Annotated in this window: 5 protein-coding genes; 2 read left to right on the top strand and 3 right to left on the bottom strand. The window is 71.9% G+C overall.

Annotated features, from left to right (window positions below):
* Positions 1 to 420: 420 nt before the first annotated feature.
* Positions 421 to 2946 carry a DUF3656 domain-containing U32 family peptidase gene (locus WME90_RS11440; protein ID WP_437281129.1) on the bottom strand — a complete coding sequence of 842 codons (2526 nt, stop codon included), beginning with the start codon at positions 2944 to 2946 and terminating at the stop codon, positions 421 to 423.
* 314 nt (positions 2947 to 3260) lie between these two features.
* On the opposite strand from WME90_RS11440, the gene WME90_RS11435 reads away from it, so the two are divergent.
* The gene (locus WME90_RS11435; protein ID WP_437281128.1) at positions 3261 to 6005 is read left to right on the top strand and encodes an MXAN_6577-like cysteine-rich protein; all 2745 of its coding nucleotides are present in this window, start codon (positions 3261 to 3263) and stop codon (positions 6003 to 6005) included.
* A gap of 96 nt (positions 6006 to 6101) precedes the next feature.
* Here WME90_RS11435 and WME90_RS11430 read toward each other — a convergent pair whose 3' ends face one another.
* Positions 6102 to 7073 (bottom strand): CheR family methyltransferase, encoded by a 972-nt coding sequence (locus WME90_RS11430; protein WP_437281127.1) that lies wholly within the window; start codon positions 7071 to 7073, stop codon positions 6102 to 6104.
* Between the two features lie 374 nt (positions 7074 to 7447).
* Here WME90_RS11430 and WME90_RS11425 point away from each other — a divergent pair, with 374 nt between their 5' ends.
* On the top strand, positions 7448 to 8326 hold the full coding sequence (locus tag WME90_RS11425) for an alpha/beta fold hydrolase (RefSeq protein WP_437281126.1): 879 nt from the start codon (positions 7448 to 7450) through the stop codon (positions 8324 to 8326).
* Between the two features lie 213 nt (positions 8327 to 8539).
* On the opposite strand, the gene WME90_RS11420 is transcribed toward WME90_RS11425, so the two are convergent.
* Positions 8540 to 12232, bottom strand: coding sequence for a thrombospondin type 3 repeat-containing protein (locus WME90_RS11420; protein ID WP_437281125.1), 3693 nt, complete (start codon positions 12230 to 12232; stop codon positions 8540 to 8542).
* Positions 12233 to 12586 lie beyond the last annotated feature (354 nt).

Below are 12586 nucleotides of genomic sequence, written 5' to 3'. Positions count from 1 at the left end.
AGCTGGTGCAAAAATCGGTAGGATAACGAATGCCTCGGTACGCACGGCGACCGGAGCACGGCGCAGCGACAAGGATACCCCTCGGTGAGGAATGTGAACGATCACATGACGAACGTCAATTCCAATCGACCGGTCTGTAAGCATCTTGATCCCGGGAGAGAGCGGGGCTGACGGCCCGATGCCCGCCCGCCCCTCTTGACGCGGCGCTCCGGAGGAGTCCTGTCTAGCCTCGGGACGCGAGGACGGTGGCCGGCGGACGTTTCGAGTTGACATGGAGATTGTGAACGTTCACATTTCGTCTCTGGGGCCCCGCTCCGGCTTGCCCAGGACTGGGGTCGTCATGAGCACCGGGACGCAGGAGAGCTCCGCTGTTCGGGGTCGTGCGCACGACACGATTCGCTCCCTTGTGGCGGCGCCCTCTCACGCCTGCAGCACGCGCAGCGACCCCCGCACCACGCCGTAGCTCCCCTCGGCCCGCAGCCCGCGCGCGACCTCCGCCGGCGCCACCTCCCCGGCGAGCAGCCGCCGGTACGCCTCCACCACCCGCCGCGCCCCCTCGGCGTCCTCGCGCACCAGCTCGATCCGGAACCGCCGCACGCCGCTCTTCGCGAGCGTCGGCACGAGGTGCGCCGCGCTCTGCGGCGCCGCGTGGAACACCGTGTTCCGACACCCCACGTCCGCCTCGAGCGGGTGATCCATCCCCGCCCGGTCCCGCAGCGACAGCGCGTGCTGCTCGCACGGGCGGCCGCAGGTGAGGTGATCCTTGCCCTCGGACAACGTCGCTGCGATCACGCAGTGCTCCATGTGGAACAGCGGCATCGGGTGGTGCACAACCACCTCGGCGAACGGCGCGAACGGCGAGTCGAGCAGCGACTCGAGCTGGGCGGCGTCGAGGTCGAACGACGGCGTGAACGCGGCGAGCCCCCGCGAGAGCACCTCGCGCGCCGCCAGCTTGTTCGTGACGTTCAGCGAGAAATCGCCGATCCGGGGCACGCCCGGCGTGGCGTCGAGCAGCGCGCCGAGGCTGCGGACCAGGATCGCCGCCGGCCCGAGCGAGAGCAGGTAGCGGTCGATCTTCTCCTCGCCGGGCTTGCGGATCCGCGGCGGCGCCACCCCCACGCAGGCCCCCGCCGCCATCAGCTCGCGCGCCGCGGCGCCGAGGCCGACCATCTCCAGGAAATCGAGGTAAACGCCGCTGGCGCCGGCGTCGAGCGCGGCGCGCGCCTGCACCACGTTGCGGCACAACACGAAGAGGCCGGGCGTTGGCGGCGGCGCCTCCGGCGGAGCGACCCCGGCGACGAGCCCCTCGATCGCGAGCGGCGCCGACGCATGGGGCCGGTGCGACGCCTCGAGCAGCGCGGCGACGAGCGCCCGGCGGGCGCGGTTGAGCGCCGACGGCGGCACGAGGGCGGGCCCGTCGAGCGACAGGCCGACGCCGCGCAGGACGAACGGCGTGTCGCCAAGCCGATCCAGCTGCTTCCGCAGCGTAGCCTCGTCGAGCGGCGACCGATCGGCGCGGCCGAGCGGGGCGTCGACCTCGACCGACGCCGACACGCCGCCCTCGATGGTCGCCGAGAGCCGCGGGCGCTCGCCGAGGCGGCCCTCCAGCCGGACGTCGATCGCCACGCGGCGCGGGGCGCGGTCGAGCGCGTCGCGGACCGCGCGCGCGGCGGCAGGATCGCTCGTGCGAAAGACCCGGCGCCCCCGCAGCCCCCGCGCGCCGCGCAGCACGTCCTCCGGGAGCCGCCGATCCGGCCCGAGCCAGACCTCGACGTCGCCCCCGGCCGGCGCGCGCTCGACCTCGCGGCCGTCGAGCCACAGGCCCCAGATGCGGCCGCCGATCTCGCCCTCGCCGGCGAACCCACCCTCCACGAGGATCCCCTCGCCGCGCGCGAGCGGCCGGGCGGCGCGCACGACGAGCACCTCGTGGCCGCGCCGGCGCCCGGCGCCGAGCGCCTCGCCGACCTCGATGCCGCGGTGATCGCAGGTGCGGCCGTCGACGAGGCGCTGGTGATCGACGCCGCGCAGGAAGCCGGGGCCCGAGCCCCGCGAGAACGCCTGGAGCGCCGCCTCCCGGTCGGTCGCCCCGGGGCCCGCCCCCTCCCCGAGCGCCGCGTCGATGGCGGCGCGGTAGAGCCGCGCCGTGGCGCCGACGTACTCGGGGCCCTTGAGGCGCCCTTCGATCTTCACCGAGGCGACGCCGAGCGCGACGAGGTCGGGGATGACGTCGGTGGCGTCGAGATCCTCCGGCGACAGGAGGTAGGCCGCGTCGCCGAGGTCGCGCAGCGCGCCGTCGACGACGAGGCGGTACGGAAGGCGGCACGCCTGGGCGCAGGCGCCGCGGTTGGCGCTGCGGCCGCCGATCGCCTCGCTCGTCAGGCACTGGCCCGAGTAGGCGATGCAGAGCGCCCCGTGGACGAAGACCTCGAGCTCGACGTCGGTCGCCCGCCGGATGGCGGCGATGTCGTCGAGCGAGAGCTCCCGGGCGAGGATGACGCGCGCGGCGCCGAGCGATCGCGCGAGCTCGACGCCGGCCGCGTCGGTGCAGGTCATCTGCGTGGAGGCGTGGATCGGGAGCCCGGGCGCGAGCGCGCGCGCGAGGCGCATCACCCCGAGGTCCTGGACGATCACCGCGTCGACGCCGGCCGCGGCGCACGCCTCGATCGCGCCGCGGACCGCCGGGAGCTCGTCGTCGAACACGAGCGTGTTCAGGGTGACGTAGGCCTTCACGCCGTGGGCGTGGAGGAAGCGCACCGTCTCCTCGAGCTCCGCCGCGTCGAAGTTCGCGGCGCGCGCGCGGGCGTTGAACGGCGACGCCGCGCCGCTGCCCGCGGCGCCCCCCCGGAGGCCGAAGTAGACGGCATCGGCCCCGCCGCGCACGGCGGCTTCCAGGGCGGCGCGATCGCCGGCGGGAGCGAGGACTTCAGGGCGCGCGGGCCGCGACATGCGGGCGGTTCTAGCAAGGGGTGGAGCGGTTGTCGCTCCCGCAAGCGCTCGGCCTCTCCCGAAGAGCCTGCCGGACGGCGCCTTGACCTCGCTTCCCGACGTGGGGCACGATCGTGCAGCGGCCCACCCGGCCGAGCCGCCGTCGGGTCGTCGCCGGCCGGCGCGGCGAGGCCTCGATGGCAGGGTCGGATGTGCGGAGCGACCACGTCAGCCATCAACCACCAGCGCGGGGCCCGGGAGCCGAACGTCGGAGAGGGGCTCGCGCTCTCCGCCCGCCCGAGCGTCTCGACGGCGCGTGCCGCAGGGGGATGCCGATGAACAGAGACGGATTTCGCTTCGGGTACGCGCTCTCGCGGGCGGTGCTCTGGCTGTCCGCGGTCCTCTCGTCGATGGCCGCTTGCGGCGACGACGAGGCCCTGGCGCCGCGCTGCGACCCCCCCTACACGGTGTGCGACGGGGTCTGCGTGGCGCTGCGCTTCGACCCGGAGCACTGCGGCGCGTGCGGCCAGGAATGTCCGGCCGGCGCGGCGTGCGTCGAGGGCGCCTGCGAGCCGCTGGAGGCCGGCGAGGGCGGCGGCGGGGGTGACGGCGGCGGCGAGGGCGGCGGCCCCCCCGAGTGCCGCGAGGGCCGCTACGTGAAGCGCTGCGGCGACGCCTGCGTGGATACGCGCACCGACCCGGACCATTGCGGCGCGTGCGGCGCGCAGTGCCCGCCGGGCCGCGCGTGCGCCGGATCCATGTGCCGGCAGAGCTGCCTCGCGGGCCTGACCGAGTGCGCCGGCAGCTGCGTGGACCTCGCCGCGGATCCGCAGCACTGCGGGCGGTGCGAGCGCGCCTGCGACCCCGGGCGCCCCTGCGAGGGCGGCGCCTGCGCCTGCAGCGCGGAGCCCTCCCAGGACATCGGCTCGGCCGTCCCGCAGCGGGCGCGCGGCACCACGATCGGCGCCGACGACAGCCGCTGGCTGACCTGCTCCGGGTCTGGCGCGGCCGATCAGGCGTTCCTGTTCACCGCGCCTCGCGCGGGGACTTACCTGTTCGACACGCTCGAGTCCTCCTACGACACGACGCTCGGCGCGCTGCGGGCGGACACGTGCGACGAGCTGGCCTGCAACGACAACGCGGGGGGTTTCCAGTCGCAGATCTCCGTCGATCTCGAAGGCGGCGAGCGCATCCTCGTGGTGGTCAGCGGCGCGCGCGGCGCGCAGGGCGACTTCACGCTCCGCGTGGCCGAGCCCGGGCCCGTCGAGTGCACACCGACCAAGCTCGACCCCGTCGTCCCGCAAACGGTGACGGGCACGACCGTCTTGCGCGAGGACACGGTGTACGCCGCGTGCGACATCAGCTCGGCCGTGGACGCCACGTACACCTTCACGGCGCCGTCGGACGGCACCTACGTGTTCAGCGCGTACGCCGCGTCAGACCTGATCGTCGAGGTCCTCGACGGCGGCACCTGCACGGGTCCCTCGCTCGACTGCCGGTATGGCACCGGCCAGTCGAACGCGTTCGCGACGCTCGAGGCCGGTCAGACGGTGCTCGTCGCCGTGGCGGACCCGGCCGGCCCGCTGGCGAGCTTCACGCTGGAGATCTTCGAGGCCCCCCCGTGCCCGGGCGTCCAGCTCGGCGCGACCCTGCCGCAGACGGTGACCGGGAACAACGAGCACCTCCGCAACCTGATCTCGGCCTGCTCCACCTTCTCGACCGGGGGCGAGGCGACCTACGGCTTCACCGCGCCGCGCGAGGGCCTCTACACGTTCGACGCGACCGGTTCGAGCTTCCCCGTCCTCATGGAGGTGCGCCGCGCCTCGTGCGCCGGCGAGCTCGTCGCGTGCGCGGACGCCCTGTTCGAGCCGGCGCTCATCACGCTCCCGCTCGCGGCCGACGAGACCGTCATCGTCGTTGTGGACACCGCCGGCCCGACGGGCGACTACCAGCTCGAGGTCAGCGAGGTGGCGTGCCCGTTCCTCGATCTCGGCTCGACGGTGCCGCAGACGGTCACGGGCACGACCGCGGAGCTCGCCGATCACCTCGCGCCCGACTGCGCCTCTCGCGGGGCGCCCGAGGCGACTTACCGCTTCACCGCCCCGGCCGACGCGCTCTACATCTTCGACACCGGCGGCTCCGCGCTCGATACGGTCCTGGAGGTGCGGGACGGCTCGTGCACGGGCCCCTCGCTCAGGTGCAATGACAACGTGGACCCCGCGGGGGTCGTCACCCACTCGCGGGCGAGCCTGTTCCTCTCCGCCGGCCAGACCGTGATCGTCGTCGTGGACAGCCCCTCGGCGAGCGGCGAGTACACGCTCAGCGTCGACCAGCGGGACGTGCCGCCGTGCCCCTTCTTCGAGCTCGAGGCCGCGGTCCCGCAGTCGGTCACGGGCAACAGCGAGGGTTATCCCGATCTCCTGGCGCCCTCATGCGCCTCGGCCCCCGGCGGCGAGGCGACGTACACGTTCACCGCGCCTGAGGAGGGGTTCTACCGCATGAACACGGTGGGCTCCACGATCGAGACGGTCCTGTCCGTGCGCGACGGCGGGTGCGAAGGCGACGAGATCGCCTGCGTCAACGATGGCACGGACTCGAGCATGCTCGTGTGGCTGGACGCCGGCCAGACCGCCCTGATCAGCGTCGACGGCCACGGCGCGGAGGGCGACTACGTGCTCAACGTCGACCTGTTCGACGGCTCCGGCACGTGCGATAAGCCCATCGAGCTCACGCCCCTCGCCTCGCAGACCGTGACGGGGACGACCGCGGGGAGCCTCGCCAAGGTGGACGCGAGCTGCGGCGGCATCGAGGCGCCCGAGGTGGTCTATCTGTTCACCGCGCCGGAGGCGAGGACGTACACGATCGATACGGTCGGCTCCGACCACGACACCGTGCTCGCCGTCTTCGACGGGGACTGCTGGGGTGAGGAGCTCGCGTGCAACGACGACGTGCTCGGGGACGAAGTGCACCTGTTCACGTCGAAGGTCACGGTGTCGCTCGACGCAGGGCAGACCATCGTCATCGTGGTCGACGGCGCGTTCGAGGAATCAGGTCTTTACCAGCTCAACATCCATCCTTGACCACGCACCACGCACCACGCACCGCACCCCGCGGCGGGCGACCGACGGCTGGGAGCAGCTCGCCTCTGACACCACGCAGCCGTGTTCAGGTCGAGACTAGTGTTTGCGGCTTCCCTTGAGCCCCGCCGGGGGCTGGAGCCGATACACGGACGGCGCGACGCACCGCACACGAGGGTCCGTCCCGTGAAGGCCCTCGGCGTGGCCGAGGAACAGGTACCCTCCAGGCGCGAGGCTGGCGATGAGCTTCGCCACGATCGACGCCTTCGTCGCGGCGTCGAAGTAGATGAAGACGTTCCGGCAGAAGATCAGATCGAACAGGCCGAATCGCTCGGGCGCCGCGTCGAGCAGGTTGAAGCGCCGGAAGGTGACGAGCCGGCGTAGCTCCGGCCCCGCCTTCATCAGGCCCGCGCTCGCGCCCTTCCCGCGGAGCATGTAGGCGCGCAGGCGCTCGTCCGGGATCTCCGAGGCCCGCTCGATCGGCCACACCGCGCGTTGCGCCTGCTCGAGCGCACGAACGGACAGGTCCGTCGCCAGGACGCCGATCCCCGGAGCGCCCGTCGGCGCGCCGCCTCCCCGGAGCGCCGCCTGTCCCGCCGCGCCCCTGCGCTCCGGGGAGGACAGGCTGTCGAGCAGCGACATCGCTATCGAGTAGGGCTCTTCCCCGGTCGAGCAGGCCGCGCTCCACGCGCGCAGCGGGCGGCGGACGCGCGCGTGGGTCGCTCCGCGGTCGGGCGCGCCGTAGCCGGCGCTCTCTCGCCACGCCGGGAGGATCTCGCGCTCGAGGAGCTCGAACTGCTCGCGCTCCCGGAAGAAATGGGTCTCGTTCGTGCAGATGCAGTCGAGCATGTGCACGAGCTCGCCCTCGCCGCCCGCGGCCGTCACCCGGCGGTAGTACTCGCCGAAGCTGCGGAGGCCGAGCGCGCGGAGCCGGGGCCCGAGGCGGCAGAGCAAAAGCGGCTTCTTCTGCGGGCCCAGCGAGATGCCCGAGAGGCGCTTGACGAGGTGCTGAAACAGCGCGAACTCGTCGTCGCTGAGGGTGCGTGTGCCCGGCTCGACGACCGCGATCATGGCCTGCCCCCTCCTCCAGCCGGCGCGCCGTCGCTGCCTGGCATCCCCCGCGGGGCCGGGCGGCCCGACGGGACCCGCTCGATGCACAGGAGCAGCCGAGAATCGCCGACCAGCAGAGCCCTCTTCCGATGCACCAGCTCACCCCCTGGGCAGCATCACCTTACCACGGCGGTCGATGCAGCCTCCACGCGGAACTTCGCAGCACGCACGCATCCCGCGTCCCGCATCCCGCGTCAGTTCCCTTGTCCATCCTCGCTGACCCCGGTCGGTCGCGACGCCGCGCCGCGGAGGCACAGCGCGCCACCCCGCCCTGCGCTGCGGTCCTCGACGGTCGCAGCGTGGCCTCCTCGGCGCAGGTCGAGTAGCGTGCGGCCATGATCAGAGGCGTGGTGGAGCCGGTCCGGCTCGGGAAGACGGCGCTCCCCGACGGCCGGCAGCTGGGCTGGGCGGAGTGGGGACCGGAGGACGGCCTCCCCGTGCTGCTGTGCCCCGGCGGCGCCACGAGCCGATCGATGGGGTTCGGGGGCGACGTCGTCGACGGGCTCGGCGTGCGGCTGATTTCCGTGGATCGTCCGGGGCTCGGGGCGTCGGACCGGGCCCCGGGGCGCACGCTCGGCGACTGGGCGCAGGACATGGGGCGCTTCGTCGAGGCGCGGCGGCTGTCCAGCGTGGCGGCCGTGGGGTTCTCGGCGGGCGCGCCGTTCGCCCTGGCCTGCGCGGCGGCCGGCGTGGTGGTCGGCGTGGCCGTGGTCGCGGGGACCGATGAGCTCGCGAATCCGGTGTTCGCCGATGCGCTCGTGCCGGACGTGCGCCGGCTCGTGGAGCTGGTGGCGACGGACCCGGGGCGCGCAGAGGCGTTCTTCGCCGGGTTCAGCGCCGAGGCGATGTGGAGCTTCGTCATCGCGGCGCTCGCGGACGTCGACCGCGCCGTGTACACCGCCCCGGTGTTCGAGCGCGCGTACCGGCGCGCGATGGATGAGGCGTTCTCCCAGGGGCCGGCCGGCTATGCGCGCGACACGGTGCTGACGATGAGCCCGTGGCCGTTCGATCCAGGGAGCATCCGCGCGCCGGTCGACCTGTGGTACGGCGCGCGGGACACCAGCACGGTGCACTCGCCGGACTTCGGGGCGTCGCTCGCCGGGCGGCTGCGTGCGGCAGAGAGGCGCGTGCTCCCGGAGGCGGGAGGGTCGCTGCTGTGGACACATGCAGAGGAGATCCTGCGCTCGCTGCTCAGGCGCGCGCGCGGGCGGTGATCTCCAGGCGGGACGCCTTTGGGTCTCGTCGCTGGCGCGGAGGATCGGACCGCCGCGTCACGGTATGGGGGACAGCTCGCAGATCCTCCAGCGCAGCCGCGAGAGGCCGCTCCAGGGCGCCCAGATAAGCTTCGGAGATGGGTGGAGCGGGGACGACCCCGGCCGCCGCGGCGATCGCGACCGACGGCGAAAGCGGCCGGGGTCAGAGGACAATCAGTAGAAGCACACCTCGAGCGAGGGGCGGTCGGCGAGGATGCCGTGCTCGCTCGAACGGTAGCTGGTGAGCGCCGTCAGGTCCTCTTCCAAGAGGAAGCCGTGGTTCGGGTGCACGCCGTCGACCCACCCCTGGACGAGCGCGGCCAGGTCGACGGTCGCGACGCCGGACGACGCCCCGAGGAACGTCGCCTCGACCGCCGGATCGAAGCTGTCCGCAAAGCTGCTCCAGGTCACCGTGGACTCCGCCCAGGCGCCGTTGACGCGGTGCACCCGGATCTCGCCGGTGCCCGAGCTGTAGAGCGTGGTGCTGAACCTGGCCGACTCGACCGTGGCGCCGTACGGGATGGAGTCGAGCTCGAAGCGGTACAGCGCGTTCTTCTCCGCGCCGTTGCTCAGGCCCGTATGGAGATCGGGTGAGCTCCCGTCGTTGTAGCGCGGGTACAGCGCCCAGATCGTCGCGTCCGCCACCTGGCCGTAGACGCCCCGCTGGATCGTCACGCAGGTGACATCGCAATGGCCGTCGCCGTCCGCGTCGGGGCACCCAACGGTGCAGTCGGCGTCGCAGCCATCGCCGCTGTCGGTGTTGCCGTCGTCGCACTCCTCCCCGTCATCGACGACGCCGTCCCCGCAGACCGGGGCGTCGGGGACGCTCGCATACGCGAAGACGAAGGTGTTCGGCTCCCCGAGATCCGGTCCGCCGGCGGTGTCCGGCTGGCCGAACGAGTAGGCCTCGGCCGCGACGGCGGCCAGGGCGCTCCGGGCGTCGTCCTCGGTGCCAGCGGCGCCGTAGAACGTCTTGAAGACCTTGCTCTCGCCGGGCGCGAGCTCGCCGAAGTCAAAGTCGAAGAGCGCGCCGTGATCGGCCGGGCCCGCGTCGGTCACCGGACCTGGCTGGTTGCTGAAAAAGGTGAACGGGTTGGCGCTGTTGAATCCATTGGTGTCCGTGCGGAACAGCTCCGAGGCCGTCCCCATGTCGATGGTCACGTACTCGTTGAACGGCGTGGGATAGATGTCCCAGTCCATGACGCGTCGATAACGCAGATCCACGGGATCCGGGCTGATGTTGTCGATGGTCACCACCACCTCGTAGAGCCAGGGGGTCAGCGCCGACGGGTGGTAGTCGTGCGTGACAATGAACGTCGAGCCCACCTGGACCGTGGAGACCGCGGTGCTCCCGGTGGACGAGAAGCTCAGGCGCGCCATGTTCACCGCGCCCCCGTCCTGGGACAGGTTCGCGTAACCGGTCACCCCGGAGGTGGCGTCGCCGACGCCCCACCCCTCGGCCTGCACGCCCGGCTCGATCGACGGGTTGGCCGTGGGCAGGTAGCGCAGCCCCAGGTACCCGATGCCCCGAGGATCCCCGGGGAACGGGTGGTTCAGGTGACCCTCGCAGTTGACGCCGAGCTGGACGTTGCCGTTGTCGATGATCGCGCCGCAGAGATCGCACGCGTCGCCGTTACCGTCGCCGTCGCCGTCCACCTGGTCGGGGTTGTAGCTGAACGGGCAGTTGTCCACGCCGTCGCAGAGCCTGTCGCCGTCGCTGTCATTCGACCCCGGTCCTGCGCAGGAGTCGCAGACGTCGCCGAGCCCGTCGCCGTCGCTGTCCGCCTGGTCGGGGTTGTAGCTGAACGGGCAGTTGTCCACGGAGTTGCAGAGCCCGTCGGCGTCCCGGTCGGGGTCCCCGGACGCGTAGCAGGCGTCGCACGCATCGCCGCGACCGTTCATGTCGCTGTCTTCCTGGCCGGGGTTCGCCGCCTCCGCGCAGTTGTCGCAAGCGTCGCCCACGCCGTCGCCGTCGGCGTCGCTCTGGTCCGGGTTGTAACCGTAATAGCAGTTGTCCTCCCGATCGCAGAGCCCATCGCCGTCGCTGTCGTACGGCCCCGCGCCTGCGCAGTAGTCGCAGGCGTCGCCCACGCCGTCGCCGTCGGCGTCGCCCTGGTCCGGGTTATAGTAGTAGCAGTTGTCTGCCTCATCGCAGAGCCCATCGCCGTCGGTGTCATACGACCCCGCTCCTGCGCAGTAGTCGCAGGCGTCGCCGTGCCCGTCGCCGTCGCTGTCGGCCTGGTCGGGGTTGTGGTAGCCGCCGCAGTTGTCTACCGTGTCGCAGACTCCGTCGGTGTCCCAGTCGGTGTCCCCGGACGCGTAGCAGGTGTCGCAGGCGTCGCCACGACCGTTCCAGTCGCTGTCTTCCTGGCCGGGGTTCGGCGTCCCCGCGCAGTTGTCGCAGGCGTCGCCGAGCCCGTCGCCATCGCTGTCGGCCTGGTCGGGGTTGAAGGCGTAGTAGCAGTTGTCCGCCGCGTCGCAGGCCCCGTCGCCGTCCGAGTCGGTGTCCCCGGACGCGTAGCAGGCGTCGCACGCGTCGCCACGGCCGTTCCAGTCGCTGTCTTCCTGGCCGGGGTTCGGCGTCCCCGCGCAGTTGTCGCAGGCGTCGCCGAGCCCATCGCCGTCGGCGTCGCTCTGGTCCGGGTTATAGGAGTAGTAGCAGTTGTCCGCCCCATCGCAGCTCCCATCGCCGTCGCTGTCGTACGACCCCGTGCCTGCGCAGTAGTCGCAGACGTCGCCGATCCCGTCGCCGTCGGTGTCGCTCTGGTCCGGGTTATAGGAGTAGTGACAGTTGTCCGCCCCATCGCAGCTCCCATCGCCGTCGCTGTCGTACGACCCCGGTCCTGCGCAGTAGTCGCAGACGTCACCCACGCCGTCGCCGTCGGCGTCGCTCTGGTCCGGGTTAACGTAGTAGTAACAGTTGTCCGCCCCATCGCAGATCCCATCGCCGTCGCTGTCGTACGACCCCGATCCTGCGCAGTAGTCGCAGACGTCACCCACGCCGTCGCCGTCGGCGTCGCTCTGGTCCGGGTTGGTGTAGCTCGCGCAGTTGTCCGCCGAGTCGCAGGCTCCGTCGCCGTCCGAGTCGATGTCTCCGGACGCGTAGCAGCTGTCGCACGCGTCACCTCGGCCGTTCCCATCGCTGTCTTCCTGGCCGGGGTTCGCCGCCTCCGCGCAGTTGTCGCAGGCGTCGCCCAGGCCGTCGCCGTCGGCGTCGCCCTGGTCCGGGTTGTAGCCATAAACGCAGTTGTCCGCCCCATCGCAGCTCCCATCGCCGTCGCTGTCGTACGACCCTAATCCTGCGCAGTAGTCGCACGCGTCGCCGATCCCGTCGCCGTCGGCGTCGCTCTGATCCGGGTTGTGCATCACGATGCAGTTGTCGCACCTCTGGCCCGCGCCCGCCGCGATGCCGTCGCCATCCAGGTCCGCGCTCCCCACGGAGTCGAGGTTGAACGTGTAGCTGTTGCAGAGCTCCCGATCGGCGCAGCGCGGGCTGGGGTTGGCCGGGTCGCCGTCGAACAGGCACGCTGACGCCGCCCCCTCGTCCGACGCGACGTCGACGCGCGCATAGCCCCACGCGACGGAGCCGTCGCCGACCGTCGCGACCTGGAAGTCATTACAGCTCGCGGGGTTATAGAGCTCGAGCACGGCCGGATCGGTGATCCTCACCTGGAGCGGCGTGCTGTTGCACGTGCAGTCGTTCGAGCTGAGCACGGTCTGGAGCAGCGTGCCGTTCATGTACAGCGCGAAGCTGTTCACGCCGCAATCCGCGTGACCGATGGTGTACGTGATCGCGGTGGTGGCCGCGTGCGCCGCGCCGGGCAGCAGCACGCAGCCGAGTAACAAGCCAAGCGTACGGAATAGCAAGAAGCCAATTTTGCCGCGACGGCGCATGGTTCCTCCTCGATTTCGGGGCGCTCGCACCGGAGCGCGCGGGGGCAGGGAGCAGATCCGATCGCCCGGCAAACACGCCTATCATAGGTGCCGCCATGAAAACGATTACAATCGGTTACAACCATCGATGGCGCGAGCGCGTCGCAAAGGCAGCTTTACGACGACCGTCCTGCACATGCGTGACCGCGGCGCATCGAGGACACCACGGCCGGCGCATCGCCTCATCCAGGCATCTACGCGGGCACGAGCGATATCGAGTTCGTGCTGCGGGGTTGACAACGGACGAGAAGGGGCCGCGTTCACTCCACTGCCTGTCGGAGCTCATCG

It is taken from the genome of Sorangium sp. So ce375, from assembly GCF_051473855.1.
GTDB lineage: Bacteria > Myxococcota_A > Polyangia > Polyangiales > Polyangiaceae > Sorangium.
This window is presented reverse-complemented; position numbering and strand designations above follow the sequence as displayed.

Coding starts and splice junctions, on each gene's coding strand:
- WME90_RS11440 (WP_437281129.1), bottom strand. CDS start 2,946: ATGTCGCGGCCCGCGCGCCCTGAAGTCCTCGCTCCCGCCGGCGATCGC.
- WME90_RS11435 (WP_437281128.1), top strand. CDS start 3,261: ATGAACAGAGACGGATTTCGCTTCGGGTACGCGCTCTCGCGGGCGGTG.
- WME90_RS11430 (WP_437281127.1), bottom strand. CDS start 7,073: ATGATCGCGGTCGTCGAGCCGGGCACACGCACCCTCAGCGACGACGAG.
- WME90_RS11425 (WP_437281126.1), top strand. CDS start 7,448: ATGATCAGAGGCGTGGTGGAGCCGGTCCGGCTCGGGAAGACGGCGCTC.